The following is a 13533-nucleotide window of genomic DNA, read 5'->3' as shown; positions in this document are numbered from 1 at the left end:
AGTTTACCCGGCAATTACCTGAATCCCAAGAAACAGGATCGCTGCCAGCATTGCAGCGGCGGGAACCGTGATAACCCACGCAGCAACGATGGTCAGGAAATGCGACCGACGAACCAGCTTGCGGCGGCGGCGTTCTTCCGGCGCGACGCGGGGGCGTTCAGGGAAAGCCCGGCTGGCGCGTCTCAGCCGTCGCTCGGCATCCCATTCCCGAAAGAACCCGACACCGAAGACAGCGCCAACCGCGATGTGGGTGGAACTGACAGGCAGGCCCAGCCAGCTTGCAACGATCACCGTGATTGCGGCCGACAGGGCAACGCAATAGGCCCGCATCGGGTTGAGCTTGGTGATCTGGCTGCCGACCATACGGATCAGTTTCGGACCAAACAGGAACAGGCCGAACGATATCCCGAACGCACCGATGACCATGACCCAATAGGGAATGCTGACGGCATGAGTGAAGTCGCCCGAGGCAGAAGCCTGCACAATCGCGGCCAACGGTCCCACCGCGTTGGCAACGTCATTTGCACCATGCGCAAAACTCAGCAGTGCCGCAGACACGATCAGCGGAATTCCAAACAGAATTTTCAGCGACTTGTTGCGGTTTTCAAGCCCCTCGGACTGGCGGCGGATCACCGGGATCATCACTGCCCAGATCAGCCCGCCACACGCCGCACCGATCAGCAACGCTGTCCCGAGATCAATCTTGATGATTTTCTTGAGACCCTTGAGCGCCAGATAAGATGCAAAGGCGCCCGCCATGATCCCGACCAGCATCGGCACCCATTTGCGGGCCGCGGCGATCTTGTCTTCCTGATAGATGATCCTGGCCTTGATGAACCACAGGAAACCGGCTGCGACCAAGCCCCCCAGAAGTGGCGAGATCACCCAGCTGGCAGCGATCTTGCTCATGGTGCCCCAGCTTACGGCGCCGAACCCAGCCGCAGCGATCCCTGCCCCCATTACACCGCCCACGACCGAATGCGTGGTGGAAACCGGCGCGCCGATCCAAGTCGCCAGATTGACCCAAAGCGCCGAGGACAGCAGCGCAGCCATCATCGCCCATATGAAGACGTCGGCTGTTCCCATGCTTTCCGGCGCGATGATTCCCTTGGCGATGGTCGACACGACATCGCCCCCGGCAATGAGCGCCCCGGCACTTTCAAAAACAACGGCAATCGCGATGGCACCGCCCATCGTCAGCGCATTCGCCCCCACTGCGGGACCCATGTTGTTGGCGACGTCATTGGCCCCGATATTCAGCGCCATATAGGCCCCGAACATCGCCGCGATCACGACGACAAGTGAATTGTTGCCCTGCCCGAACAGGAAAGCGGCCACAAGGCCTGCGACGACAATGAATGCCAGGGCGATCCCTGAGCCCACAAAGGGTCGTCCAGCCTGTGCGGTCGCCATTTCGAGGCGTGAAAAGCGCCGCAAATCCCGGTCGAGTGTTTCCAGGTGACGCGCTTCATAGTTCTTGTCGGTCATGGGTCCCCCATCGATAGCGCCCTGTCGGTTAAGTGGGATCGTTGAAATAATCAACAGCTCATATCGCAAGATCACAACTTATCGAAGGTTGTGCCGATTTCGGCGCACGAAAAAAGGTTATGCGGGTCCCGACGCACATCCCGCAGGTGTGACTTGCGCAAAGCCCATGTTCGGACCATATCTTTGACATGCTTCGATTGACCCCGATCCTGCTGGCAATTGGCTATGCCATCGTGATGTACCGCATTTCGGTCTGGCGCACCCATCGTGAGTTGGACGCAAAATCGACCGAACTGGCCGACCCGGTGCTGAAACGTATGACGGACCGGCTGGCCGCAGCTTTGGAAATCGATCGGGTCCCCGTCTATATCTACGAGATTGACCCGGTGAACGGGCTGGCTGCTCCGGATGGTCGGATTTTCATCACGCGCGGGTTTTACCGAAAATTCCGCAACGGAGAGGTGTCGGCCGAGGAAATGGCCAGCGTGATCGCACATGAGCTGGGACATGTAGCCTTGGGTCACGCAAAGCGACGGATGATTGATTTTTCAGGCCAAAACGCGATGCGGACGGCGCTGATCATGGTGCTGAACCGGTTTATTCCGTTTATCGGAGCGATGATTGCGAATGCCTTGACATCATTACTGGCCTCGCGCCTGTCGCGACAGGATGAGTATGAGGCGGACGAATATGCCGCCGCCTTGCTGACCAAGGCCGGAATCGGGATCGGGCCGCAGAAATCCTTGTTTCACAAGCTGGAAGACCTGACGCAACAACGGGCGGGCGTTGCCCCGGCATGGTTGATGAGCCACCCGAAAACGGGTGAGCGCGTTGCGGCACTGGAGGCCCTTGAGCAGCGTTGGGCGCGTGGCTGAGGGTGCGCAGCGAGAGGCCAGCCTCTCGCGCTCTCCGGGATATTTTTAGCCAGATGAAGTGGGATCCAGTTTATTGGGTGAGCGCCTTGCCAAGGCGTGGAAGGCGGGCCTTTTTCATCAGCGCCCGCAGGGTCCATTGGTGGCCGGAAAGGCGGATGGCTTCACTCAGAACGCGATCGGCGATGGTCGCCAGGCCGTCAGGGTCAGATAGCCAGAGACCATGCAGCAAGCCGTCGGGATCTCGGCGGTCGAGCCCCTCCTCTGCCAAAATATTTCTGGGGAAATCCTTGGCGTTGACGGTCACGATGACGTCGGCCGAGGCGGTGATGGCCGTCGCCAGAACGTGGATATCGGCTGCGTCGGGCAGCCAGAGGCGCTGCTCCAGCCCCGGGACCGGCGCGCGTTCGGCCTGTGGCCACTGCGCTTGCGCCAAGGCAATTTCGGCGCGGGCTTGCGCCTCGCCCGTCGGGCCCAGCTTGCGCGCGGCGCGGGCCCATTCTTCGAGGATGCGGGCAGACCAGATCGGAGTGAAATGGCCAAGGCGGGCCGCGCCCAGCAGCATCTCGCGCATCACCGTGGGATAGATGACGCAGGTGTCGAGAACGGCCTTCACAGGCGGTAGAACACTGCTTTGAGGTAGCCGCTTTCCGCCAGTTGCGGCAGTTGCGGGTGATCGGGACCCGCAAACCCGGTGTGGATCAATTGCGCCTGACGCCCGGCGCGCCCGATCCCACGGGAGGACGCATCGCGGAACCGGCTCAGGTCAGCCGCGTGCGAACACGAACACAGCCCCAGATAACCACCGGGTTTGACCAGAGGCGCCGCCAGTCGTGCGATACGTTCATAGGCGCGCAGCCCCGCATCCAGCGCTTGCCTGGACGGTGCAAACGCGGGCGGATCGCAGATCACCACATCAAATCGCGCGCCTTCTTCACCCAGTTGAGTCAGAACCTCGAACGCGTCGCCCTGTCGGGTCTGGAACTTTTCAGCAAGGCCCGACGCCTCGGCCCCTTTTTTCGCCAGGTCGAGCGCGGCGGCTGAGCCATCGACGGACAATGCCTGCCCCGCACCGCCTGCAAGCATCGCCAGACCGAAGCCGCCCACATGGCTGAACACGTCCAGCACCTGCGCATCGGGATGAACCAGGCGCGCGGCAAAGGCGTGGTTGGGGCGCTGGTCGTAAAACAGCCCGGTCTTCTGACCGCCTGTCAGATCCGCCATGTAGGTGGCGCCATTCATCGGTACCGGCAGGGGCGCATCGGGCGCGGTTCCGCGCAATACCTGGTTGACGTCGTCCAACCCCTCCAGGCCGCGCGTGCGGCCCGAGGCGTTCTTCAGCACCGTGGTCACGCCAGTGACTTTGACCAGAGCTTGGGTCAGCACATCCAGGTGCGCCTCGGCCCAGGCCGCGTTCGGCTGAATGACACAGGCCTCGCCAAAGCGGTCGATGATAACGCCGGGCAAGCCATCCGCTTCTGCATGGATCAAGCGGTAATATGGGGCGTCGAACAGGTTTTCTCGCAGATCAAGGGCGCGCTGCAAACGGCTCTCGAACCACGCCGCGTCAAGCTGCGCGTCGATGTCACGATCCAGCACCCGGCACATGATCTTGGACGCGGGATTGACCGCGACCAGCGCGATGGGCGCGCGTTTGTCGTCTTCGAGCACGGCCAGAGCGCCCGCCGGAATTTTTCGGGTACGGCGGTCGGTGACGATGTCATTGGCGTAGACCCAGGGGAAACCATGGCGCAGGCCGCGCGCATTGGCTTTGGGTTTCAGGCGGATACGGGGACGGTCGGCAGATTGGGTCATGGCGCCCTCATAGTCCTGAACGCGCCGGTGGGAAAGCCCTAGCGGTTACGGGATCGCCAACCGCCGCGGCGTTTTGGGACCTTTGCCGTCTGAAGGCCTTCGGTCAGAACCTGTGTCATCGGATGATCGGGGTTCTGCTCGGCATAGCCCACGTGCAGCTCGGCCAGCGCCGTGTTCTGGTCGCGATCCGCGGGAAGGCTCAGCGCCCAGTCCAAAAAAATGCTGCGACACTCTGGCAGGGTGATGCCGTCGATTCGATAGGCTTCGCGGATCAGACCTTTGTGGTCGTTGGGATCACTGCTGCGCGCCATCTTCTTCCCCCTTGATCACGCCGCCGATCAGATCGGCCGCAGTCGTGTAACATTCCTGCAATGCCGCCTGTAACGCCTCGACCTGTTCGAACCCGGTGGCGCGGCACAAAAATGCTGTACCGCCTTCGCCGATCTTGTCGGCTTCGATCGTCTTGCCCGACAGCAACCGCGCGGCGCATTGCACCGACCAGAATAGGTCATAGCAGTCTTTCAGAGATTGCGCCTGCGCGACATCCAGCAACCCGGCTGCGACGGCACCGTCCAGACCCGACGCGACATCGCGCTGCGCGGACCCTGCCAGCAAAGCACCGGTTTCGGCCATCAATTCGATATCCATCAGCCGGCCGGGGCCGTTCTTGGCGTCCCAGATGCCGGCGGGCGCCTTGGCCGCCGCCAGGCGTGACCGCATCTCGGCCACTTCGCGCAGAACCTTCCCCTGCTCTCGCGGGTGCGACAGAAACTCGGTGCGGAAGGCTTCGATTTCCTCGGCCAGTCCGGCATCCCCGGCAACAACATGCGCGCGGGTCAGGGCCAGATGCTCCCACACCCAGGCTTCGTTCCGCTGGTAATTGACAAAGCTGGCCCAACTGGTTGCGACCGGCCCCTGATTGCCCGAGGGACGCAATCGCATATCGACCTCATACAAGCGTCCCTGCGACATCGGAGCGGACAATGCCGTGATCAGGGCCTGCGTGAACCGCGCATAATACGTGCGCGTGGCCAAAGGGCGCGGACCGTCAGACATGTCCTGATCCAAAGGATCGTAGATGACGATCATGTCCAGATCGGATTGCGAGTTGATCCGGCCTGCCCCCAGCGACCCCATCCCAAGCACGGCAGCGCCACGCCCCGGTGCAGGGCCGTGTTTGAGGGCGAAATTCTCGGTGACATGCGGCAGGATGGCCGCGATGACCGACTGCGCAAGATCGGCATATTGCCGACCTGCCCGCACCCCGTCGATCAGGCCGCGCAGGTGATGCACGCCGACCCGGAAATGCCATTCCTTGCACCAGCGTCGGGCAAGATCAAGCTGGGTTTCATAATCCGTTTCTTCCGACAAAGCCTGCGTCAATTCCGCTTGCAACGCCTCTTGCCCGGGCCAATCCGCAAAGAAACTGCCCCCGATCACCGCATCGAACACCGACGCGTTGCGGGACAGGTGCGATGCCAGAGCATGCGAGGTTCCGACGATATCGATCAACAAGTCGATCAGTTGCGGATTCGCCTCGAACAGCGAAAACAGCTGCACCCCGGCGGGCAGGCCCGCCAGGAACCCGTCCAAAGCCATCAATGCTTCGTCGGGCTTGGCGGTTTTGGCCAGACGTGACAGCAATTCGGGGCGCAGACGTTCGAAAATCCGCGCGCCGCGCTGGGACCTGAGGGCCGGATATGTCGTCCATCGGGCCAGAACGTTCTTGTCGAACTCCACATCCTGTACATGGGCGGGCGCCGCACCAGGTCCGGGGGCAAAGAACCCTTCGGTCAGCTCATGCACTTCGGTCAGGCGGTTTTTCAGGTCCTGCGTCAACTCGGCGCTGCTGATCCCCATCAGGCAGGCGACGCGTTCGATCCCGTCGGGTGAGTTCGGCACCTTGTGAGTCTGCGCATCATGAATCATCTGGATGCGATGTTCGACTTCGCGGTGCGCGCGGTAATGATCTGTCAGCTTGTCCGCCACATCCTGTGGCACCCAGCCTTTTGCCGCCAGCGCCGCCAACCCCGGAACCGTGCCTCGCACCCGCAGGTCAGCGTCCCGCCCACCCGCGATCAACTGGCGGGTTTGCGTGAAAAACTCGATCTCGCGGATACCGCCCTGCCCCAGTTTCATGTCGTGACCGGGGATCGACAAAGACCCGCCCGTCCCTTTGTTTTCCCGGATGCGCAGGCGCATGTCATGAGCGTCCTGAATGGCGGCAAAGTCCAGATGGCGGCGCCAGACAAAGGGGCGCAAGCCGTCAAGGAAACGCTGCCCCGCATCCAGATCCCCGGCGCAGGGGCGCGCCTTGATGTAAGCCGCGCGCTCCCACGTACGACCGAGGCTTTCGTAATACCGCTCGGCGGCCTCCATCGCCATGCAAACCGGTGTCACGGCCGGATCGGGGCGCAGCCTCAGATCCGTTCGGAACACATAGCCATCCGCCGTCTTCTCGCTCAACGTCGCACAGAAGTTGCGCGTGGCCCGAACCATGCCCTGCCGGGCCTCGTAAAAGTCATCGGGGTCAAAGCGCGTTTCATCAAACAGAACGATCAGATCGATATCCGAGCTGTAGTTCAGCTCATGCGCGCCCATCTTTCCCATCGCCAGTATGACCAGGCCGGCTGCGGTTTCGACATCATCCTCGGTCATGCCCGGCAGCTTCTTACGCCGGATCAATGTTGCGATCTCGGCCTTGGCGGCAACATCTGCGGCCAGCGCACCGAAATCGGTCAGGGCCGCCGTGACCTTCTCCAATGGCCACGCACCTGCAATATCGGCCAACGCCGTAAGCAGAGCCATTCGCCGCTTGGCCTGCCGCAATCCGGGTTTCAACTGATCCGGCGGCAGATCACGCGCAGCAGACATGACGTCAGCCAATGCCTGATCCGGGTGCATCAGAGCCTCGGGCAGCCAACCCTTCTCTTGTTCGATCAGACTTTTCAGATAGGGGCTGGAACCGGCGGTGCCCGCCACCAATTCCGCCATCCCGGCCGGCAAATCAGGCATCAGGGCCCGCGCTTCGGCCCCCAAGGATGGATCGAAAGCGCGCGGAAGTCGTGAAATGGCTAAAACGTCTGTCATGGGCGCAAACTGCGCATCGCGTCGCGTGATCGTCAATGGGGCATTCTGATCAGGTGTTCTGAACCGGCGTGTCCTGACTGAAACTGTTGACCCAAACGTCGTCTCTGCGTTCCCATAACGACGAAATCAGCATCGCCTCGCGCGTTGTCGCACCCGGGCGCAGGTAATCGGCCTTGTAGGACAGCAAGACGATATCCGGTGTCAGAACACGCAGTCTTTCGCCGCTCAGTTCGAACTCGGCCATCGCCGGTGCGTCTGCAAATTGACCGACATGATCGTCACGATTGGCAAATCCCGTCGGATAGACCCCAAGAAAATCCGCGCTCAGCAACGCCCGGTCCGCGCTTGCGTTGCCCTCGACCAGCGCCATCCAGACCTGCTTTTCCAAATTCAGAATTTCATCCAGCGCAGGTGCCGTTTTGTGTTCTGTCAAATCCATTTCCGCAACCTGCGGCTGATGGCGCTCACCGTCAACCGAATTGCTGAATGTAAATCTTTTTCACATTACCCCCTTGCAACCCCCGCCCACGACCCCATCTAATCAATGTGAAAAGAGTTTACATCAACCCTGGAGAGCTCAAATGACCGCATTGTCCGACCCCGCCGTCCCCGCGAATCCGGGATGGCTTTATCGAATCGAGGCCTGGCTGGATGACAAAGGCAAAGGGGCCTGGATTGCCGCCATGGTCCTTGGTTTCATCTTCTTCTGGCCGGTTGGCCTGGCCCTTCTGGCTTACATGATCTGGAGCAAACGCATGTTCAGCAAATCCTGCAGCCGCCGCAAATCCTGGCACAGCCACATGAGTGCGATGAAACCATCAGGCAACAGCGCATTTGACGCCTACAAGGCAGATACACTGGCCCGCCTTGAACGCGAACAGCAGGACTTCGAGGCGTTCCTGCGCCGCCTGCGCGATGCCAAGGACAAGGCCGAATTCGACGAGTTCATGGATGAACGCGCCCGCGAGAACCATGAAGACGACGAAAATGCCAAGCCGGCCTGATTGACCTTGCCCTGTCCCGGCAATCCGGGACAGGGTACCCTGACCCATTTTTTCGGACCTGACGAATGAACCACCTGCCTGACCCGGATACCCAACCTGATTTCTACCGCTCGGTGACAAGCAAACGCTTTGTCGCTTGGTTGTTTGATATCGCCTTCATCTCGCTGCTCTGCACGGTGGCGATCCTGTTGAGCGCAGGCCTCGGTCTGTTTTTTCTGGCAGTGATCTATGCCGTGATCAGCTTTGTCTATCGCGTAGTAACCATCACCAACGGCTCGGCCACACTGGGCATGCGGTTCATGGGAATCGAATTGCGCGACGCATTCGGAGAACGAATGGATATGGGCAAGGCCATCGCCCACACTGCCGGCTATTTCGTCAGCATGGCGTTTGCGGTGATCCAGATCATCTCGGTGATCATGATGATGACCAGCGCCCGCGGCCAGGGTCTGACCGACAGTTTTCTGGGCACGGTCATGATCAATCGACGGGCCTGACACGCGGTTGCGCGAAACACTTGGCGGCCTCGGGAACGGTTGCTATCATCCTTCCCGAGGCTATCTGGGAACTTCATGCGACACACGCTGCCAATTGCGCCACAATTCTATGTCACGGCCCCGCAACCCTGCCCCTATCTCGATGGCAGGATGGAGCGTAAGCTGTTCACCGCGCTTCAGGGCGAAGGTGCGGAACAGTTGAACAATTCCCTGTCGCAGCAGGGGTTTCGCCGGTCGCAGAATGTGCTCTACCGCCCTTCCTGCACAGATTGCGCAGCCTGCCTGTCCGCCCGGATCGACGTCTCGGCTTTCCGCCGGACAAAAAGCCAGAAACGCGCTGTGAAACGCAATGGATATCTGCAACGCCGCGCCACATCGCCCTGGGCCACGGACGAGCAGTATGAGCTGTTCCGCCGCTATCTTGACACCCGGCACGCCGATGGCGGCATGGCCGACATGGACGTGTTCGAATTTGCGGCAATGATCGAAGAAACCCCGATTCGAAGCCGAGTGGTGGAGTATGCAGATCCTGAGACCGGCGACCTGATCGCTGTCAGCCTGACCGACGTGCTCGATGATGGGCTGAGCATGGTCTACTCTTTCTACGATCCGAACCAGCCTCAGAACTCTCTGGGCACCTATATGATCCTGGACCATATCGAGATCGCGCGCGAAGCTGGCCTGCCCTATATCTACTTGGGCTATTGGGTCCCCGGCAGCCCCAAGATGGGCTACAAGGCAAAATTCTCCGGGCTTGAGGCCTATATTCAGGGCGAATGGCAAAAGATCACAGATACTGATACCTTCTGCGCTTCCTCACGGCACCCCCTGTCCACCGCTCCGATTGCCGAGCAAGTGGCCAATATCCAGCTTCCCGACCGCCACCCCACCAAGGGCTGACCATCCGATGAAACAGAAGCTGCACGCCGTCACCCTCGTGGTGCCGGATTACGATGACGCACTTGCGTTTTATACGGAAAGACTTGGCTTCCAGCTCTTGAAGGACATCGATCTCGGAGGCGGAAAACGCTGGGTCCTGATCACACCGCCGGGTTCAGACGGCGGCGCCCTTCTTCTGGCCAAAGCCGACGGGCCCGAACAACGCGCCGCCATCGGCAACCAGACCGGCGGCCGTGTGGGCTTTTTCCTTCAAACCGATGATTTCCAACGCGACTACACACAGATGCGTGCCAATGGGGTCCATTTCGAAGAACCCCCCCGCGTCGAAACCTATGGCACAGTCGCCGTCTGGTGCGATCCTTATGACAACCGCTGGGATCTGATCCAATTCACCTGATCCGCTTCTTCATCTGGCCGAAAATATCCCGGGGATGAATTGGCAGCAGGGCAAGAAGGGGCTGGCCCCTTCTCAGCAACAAACAAGAAAAAGGGGGCCTTCGGGCCCCCTTTTGCATTTTGATGATCCGGATCAGTTCGGGATCAGGTCCGGTACGATCGTGACAATCGCCGGGAAGAACCACAGAATTGCGATCCCTACCACCTGGATCAGAACAAACGGAATGATCCCGCGATAGATATGGCCCGTCGTCACTTCCTTCGGCGCAACCCCTCGCAAGTAGAACAACGCGAACCCGAACGGGGGTGTCAGGAAGGATGTTTGCAGGTTCACCGCCACCATGATCGTCACCCATTTCGGGTCGAACGAACCGCCATAGATCACCGGCCCAACGATCGGGATCACGATGTAGATGATCTCGAGGAAATCCAGCACGAAGCCCAGTATGAACAAAACCAGCATCACGATCAGGAAGACCGTGAACTCGTTGTCAAAACTCTTCAGGAATTGCTGGATATAGTGCTCCCCTCCGAACGAGATCACCACCAGGTTCAGCAATTGGGATCCGATCAGGATGGTAAACACCATCGAGGTCACCTTGGCCGTCTCGCGCACCACCGGGGTCAGAACTCCGCTGGAGTACAGCACCCAGCACCCGAACAGCAGCCCGAACAAGGCGTACAGATAGGCCGCATACGCGATGATGAAGGCGATCCAGGTCTCCAACGTCACATTGCCCTGATTGACCCGCAGGTCAAAGTTCACCCCCATCAGCAAGGCGATGATCACGGCAAAGGTCGACCAGATGATCACCTTGCCCGATCGCCCCTGATCCTGCAGCTTGCGATAGGCCGCCAGCATGATCGCGCCACCCGCACCCAGCGCCGCCGCCGGCGTCGGGTTGGTCACTCCCCCCAGGATCGACCCCAGAACAGCGATGATCAGAACCAGTGGCGGGAAAACCACCCGGATCAGGTCATTGGTCGCACATCGCGCTGCGGCTTCCTTGCAACCATACATGGCCAGCGCAAATGGCAACGCGAGCAACAGGAACGTCGCCCCCGAAGATGTCGTGGGCGAAATCAGCAAGATATCGACCAACACCATAAGAAGCAGACCAATCGCACCAACGATAAGCGGCTGTGGCGTACGCGAGGGGGCGATGCCACGACCCAGAACCAGAGTAAGGCCCAACAGCACGACGGTGATCGCGACACCCGTTCCAATTGGTGCGGCTGATGCAATCATTTCCTGTTGTGCGGCGGCCAGTTCTTCTTCTGTCAGGCGCTGAGACTCAGCTGCACCGCCAGCGGCGTCAATGGCGTCCTGCTCGGCGACGGCCTGATCCCAGGCGGCCTGACCATGAAGATCGATCATCGATACCTTGCATTCTTCCGACACGTTGGTTCGCAACGATGCGCCCTGTCCGATGTCCGAGAAAGCCGAGACCGAAATGTTCTGGCTGCCGATCAGGCCGACATTGCCCAGCAATACGGTGCCGACAATCAGCGCAACCGGTGCCCCCAGCAGCCAAGTCAGACCTTCGGACCGGGTGATCGGCTCACCCGACCCGCCTGACAGCGCCACGGCAGGTGCCTTATGGGGATTCAGCAATGCATAACCAAACGCATACAACGCATAAAGCAGCGCCAGAAGGATCCCCGGCAAAAGCGCCGCCTGGAACAAGGTTCCGACCGATACAACCGCCGGCTCTCCCAAATAGGTCAGCGCATCGGTGCAGCCGGCCTCGACAGCGCGTGTCTCTTGCGCCGTGGAATACAGATCGCCCGCCAATGTGCCAAGCAGAACGATCACGATCGAGGGCGGAATAATCTGCCCCAGCGTACCCGAGGCCGCGATCACACCCGTTGCGAGTTCCGGCGAATAATTGTTCCGCAACATGGTTGGCAGCGCCAGCAGGCCCATGGTCACCACGGTCGCGCCAACGATGCCGGTAGAGGCCGCAAGAAATGCCCCCACAACCACGATGGACACGGCCAGACCACCCGGCAGCGGTCCAAAGACGCGCGCCATCGTCGTCAGCAGGTCGTTCGCGATTTTTGAACGCTCCAGCGTGATACCCATCAGAACGAACATCAGCACTGCCAGCAATGTCTCGATGGACTGACCGGCCAAAACACGTTCGTTCATGCGATTGACGATGAACGACACGTTGCGGTCCAGCGCGGTTTCCCAGCCAGAGACAAAGACCGGCTCGGCTATCCTTGGCAGATCCGGGTATCGGAATACCGATATGACATCAGGTTTTACCCCGGAATTTACAATATCCCGATAGGCTTGCGAGCCTGTGTCGATTGCCTGGTGGATCAACAGCCCGGCACTGTCCAGTGCCGCGATGATCCCAAAGGAAATCACTCCGGCGCCGCCGATGGCAAAGGCCACCGGGAAGCCGGAAAGGATGCCCCCAAAGAGGCAGAAAAATACGATAATGAGGCCTATCTCGACGCCATCAAGTCCGAACAACATAGTCTGGGTCTCCGTCCCTAATGTGCGCCTTCATAGGCTTCTTCACCCTCACCAAGGCTGTCCTTGTCGAGGTATTTTCCGGTGCTTTCCGGCCCTTCCACGTATTCCAGATACGACCGGTACAGGAATGCGATTGCGTGCAGGAACACCATGGCCGCAAAGGCCACCAGCAAGATCTTGAACAGGAAGTAGGCGTTGAATCCGTTGGGGCTGAACCCAATGGTTTCCACGTTCCAGCGCAGCGCACGGGACTTGGCCACCAGCCGGTCCAGCGTGTCACTGGCCGATGGTTTCGGCACGATCAGGTGCCGCCACATGAAGTACCAGCCATACATCCAGGTCAGCACCGCCATGGGCATCATGAACAAAACCGCACCGCACATATCAACCACCCGTTTGGCACGGTGGCTGATGCCGGCATAAATGAGGTCAACGCGCACATGCCCACCCTGCACGAATGTGTAGGTACAGCACAGGCAGACAACCATCGCATTATACAGCTTCAGTTCTTCCGCGAACCAACTGATATCCATCTGGAACGGGATACCCAAACCAAAGGACATATCGGGTCTGGTAAATACCCGCTGCATGAAAACGATCACGATCTGCTGGATCACCATCAAAAGGCCCGCCCAGGCAAAGAAACGCCCGGTGGTATTGGCGAACCCCTCAAGGCCCCGCACGATGGCCCACATGAAGTTCCGGTAGTACAGCCCGATGGCCGTCAGAACCAGAAAGAACGTGAACACCACAAAGAAGAACTCGACCGAACCGCCGTAATAGACAAAGCGCATGATCGACGCCTTGTCGGACCAGTCCAGCCAGAGTTGCGGATGCGTGATGGCGTATCCGAAATTATAGAAGGCTTCGGCAATGTTCTGAATGAACCAGACCAGTCCATTCCACAGGGCGCCGAAGAACGAGATACCGTTTTCGTCCTGCATGTTGTCCCCAGGTCGTCTCAGTTGTGCATTGGATTATTG

13 protein-coding genes are annotated in these 13533 nt (G+C 59.9%); 5 read left to right on the top strand and 8 right to left on the bottom strand.

Annotation, left to right across the window (positions count from 1 at the left end):
• Window positions 1-3: 3 nt before the first annotated feature.
• Window positions 4-1488, bottom strand: a complete 1485-nt coding sequence (locus GS605_RS03720; RefSeq protein ID WP_171631841.1) for an inorganic phosphate transporter — start codon at window positions 1486-1488, stop codon at window positions 4-6.
• 188 nt (window positions 1489-1676) lie between these two features.
• Between GS605_RS03720 and GS605_RS03715 the strand changes: the two genes are divergently transcribed.
• The gene (locus tag GS605_RS03715) at window positions 1677-2363 is read left to right on the top strand and encodes a M48 family metallopeptidase (protein WP_171723098.1); all 687 of its coding nucleotides are present in this window, start codon (window positions 1677-1679) and stop codon (window positions 2361-2363) included.
• 70 nt (window positions 2364-2433) lie between these two features.
• Here GS605_RS03715 and GS605_RS03710 read toward each other — a convergent pair whose 3' ends face one another.
• Genes GS605_RS03710 through GS605_RS03690 form a run of 5 tightly spaced genes read right to left on the bottom strand, consistent with a single transcriptional unit; the run spans window position 2434 to window position 7704 of the window.
• Entirely contained in the window at window positions 2434-2976 is a 543-nt protein-coding gene (locus tag GS605_RS03710; RefSeq protein ID WP_171167719.1) for an RSP_2648 family PIN domain-containing protein, read from the bottom strand.
• The gene (locus GS605_RS03705; RefSeq protein WP_171723097.1) at window positions 2973-4175 is read right to left on the bottom strand and encodes an RSP_2647 family RNA methyltransferase; all 1203 of its coding nucleotides are present in this window, start codon (window positions 4173-4175) and stop codon (window positions 2973-2975) included. Before GS605_RS03705 ends, GS605_RS03710 begins: the two co-directional genes overlap by 4 nt.
• A gap of 38 nt (window positions 4176-4213) precedes the next feature.
• Window positions 4214-4486: a hypothetical protein gene (locus tag GS605_RS03700; protein WP_171723096.1), complete on the bottom strand. Its 273-nt coding sequence runs from the start codon at window positions 4484-4486 to the stop codon at window positions 4214-4216.
• The gene (locus tag GS605_RS03695; protein WP_171723095.1) at window positions 4470-7265 is read right to left on the bottom strand and encodes a bifunctional [glutamine synthetase] adenylyltransferase/[glutamine synthetase]-adenylyl-L-tyrosine phosphorylase; all 2796 of its coding nucleotides are present in this window, start codon (window positions 7263-7265) and stop codon (window positions 4470-4472) included. The genes GS605_RS03700 and GS605_RS03695 overlap by 17 nt, the downstream gene beginning before the upstream one ends.
• A 49-nt stretch (window positions 7266-7314) precedes the next feature.
• Complete coding sequence (locus tag GS605_RS03690; RefSeq protein WP_171723094.1) at window positions 7315-7704, bottom strand: nuclear transport factor 2 family protein; 390 nt, start codon at window positions 7702-7704, stop codon at window positions 7315-7317.
• Between the two features lie 142 nt (window positions 7705-7846).
• Between GS605_RS03690 and GS605_RS03685 the strand changes: the two genes are divergently transcribed.
• The 4 genes from GS605_RS03685 to GS605_RS03670 all read left to right on the top strand — a co-directional run bounded on the left by GS605_RS03685 (window position 7847) and on the right by GS605_RS03670 (window position 10063).
• On the top strand, window positions 7847-8269 hold the full coding sequence (locus GS605_RS03685; RefSeq protein WP_171631824.1) for a DUF2852 domain-containing protein: 423 nt from the start codon (window positions 7847-7849) through the stop codon (window positions 8267-8269).
• Window positions 8270-8334: 65 nt separating this feature from the next.
• Window positions 8335-8766 (top strand): RDD family protein, encoded by a 432-nt coding sequence (locus GS605_RS03680; RefSeq protein ID WP_171723093.1) that lies wholly within the window; start codon window positions 8335-8337, stop codon window positions 8764-8766.
• A 75-nt stretch (window positions 8767-8841) separates the two neighbouring features.
• Window positions 8842-9666: an arginyltransferase gene (locus tag GS605_RS03675; protein WP_171723092.1), complete on the top strand. Its 825-nt coding sequence runs from the start codon at window positions 8842-8844 to the stop codon at window positions 9664-9666.
• 7 nt (window positions 9667-9673) lie between these two features.
• A complete protein-coding gene (locus GS605_RS03670) occupies window positions 9674-10063 on the top strand; it encodes a VOC family protein (protein ID WP_171723091.1) in 390 nt (129 codons plus the stop codon).
• A 132-nt stretch (window positions 10064-10195) separates the two neighbouring features.
• Here the strand turns inward: GS605_RS03670 and GS605_RS03665 are convergent, their stop codons facing one another.
• Window positions 10196-12550: a TRAP transporter large permease subunit gene (locus GS605_RS03665; RefSeq protein ID WP_171723090.1), complete on the bottom strand. Its 2355-nt coding sequence runs from the start codon at window positions 12548-12550 to the stop codon at window positions 10196-10198.
• A 17-nt stretch (window positions 12551-12567) separates the two neighbouring features.
• Window positions 12568-13494 carry a TRAP transporter small permease subunit gene (locus tag GS605_RS03660; protein ID WP_152458266.1) on the bottom strand — a complete coding sequence of 309 codons (927 nt, stop codon included), beginning with the start codon at window positions 13492-13494 and terminating at the stop codon, window positions 12568-12570.
• Window positions 13495-13533 lie beyond the last annotated feature (39 nt).

The organism is Ruegeria sp. HKCCD7559 (genome assembly GCF_013110575.1).
In the GTDB taxonomy this organism is placed as follows: Bacteria; Pseudomonadota; Alphaproteobacteria; order Rhodobacterales; family Rhodobacteraceae; genus Ruegeria.
The sequence above is the reverse complement of the archived record's forward strand: the minus strand, read 5'-3'. Positions and strand labels throughout refer to the sequence as shown.

Coding starts and splice junctions, on each gene's coding strand:
- GS605_RS03685 (WP_171631824.1), top strand. CDS start 7,847: ATGACCGCATTGTCCGACCCCGCCGTCCCCGCGAATCCGGGATGGCTT.
- GS605_RS03680 (WP_171723093.1), top strand. CDS start 8,335: ATGAACCACCTGCCTGACCCGGATACCCAACCTGATTTCTACCGCTCG.
- GS605_RS03720 (WP_171631841.1), bottom strand. CDS start 1,488: ATGACCGACAAGAACTATGAAGCGCGTCACCTGGAAACACTCGACCGG.
- GS605_RS03670 (WP_171723091.1), top strand. CDS start 9,674: ATGAAACAGAAGCTGCACGCCGTCACCCTCGTGGTGCCGGATTACGAT.
- GS605_RS03675 (WP_171723092.1), top strand. CDS start 8,842: ATGCGACACACGCTGCCAATTGCGCCACAATTCTATGTCACGGCCCCG.
- GS605_RS03695 (WP_171723095.1), bottom strand. CDS start 7,265: ATGACAGACGTTTTAGCCATTTCACGACTTCCGCGCGCTTTCGATCCA.
- GS605_RS03715 (WP_171723098.1), top strand. CDS start 1,677: ATGCTTCGATTGACCCCGATCCTGCTGGCAATTGGCTATGCCATCGTG.
- GS605_RS03665 (WP_171723090.1), bottom strand. CDS start 12,550: ATGTTGTTCGGACTTGATGGCGTCGAGATAGGCCTCATTATCGTATTT.
- GS605_RS03700 (WP_171723096.1), bottom strand. CDS start 4,486: ATGGCGCGCAGCAGTGATCCCAACGACCACAAAGGTCTGATCCGCGAA.
- GS605_RS03705 (WP_171723097.1), bottom strand. CDS start 4,175: ATGACCCAATCTGCCGACCGTCCCCGTATCCGCCTGAAACCCAAAGCC.
- GS605_RS03660 (WP_152458266.1), bottom strand. CDS start 13,494: ATGCAGGACGAAAACGGTATCTCGTTCTTCGGCGCCCTGTGGAATGGA.
- GS605_RS03690 (WP_171723094.1), bottom strand. CDS start 7,704: ATGGATTTGACAGAACACAAAACGGCACCTGCGCTGGATGAAATTCTG.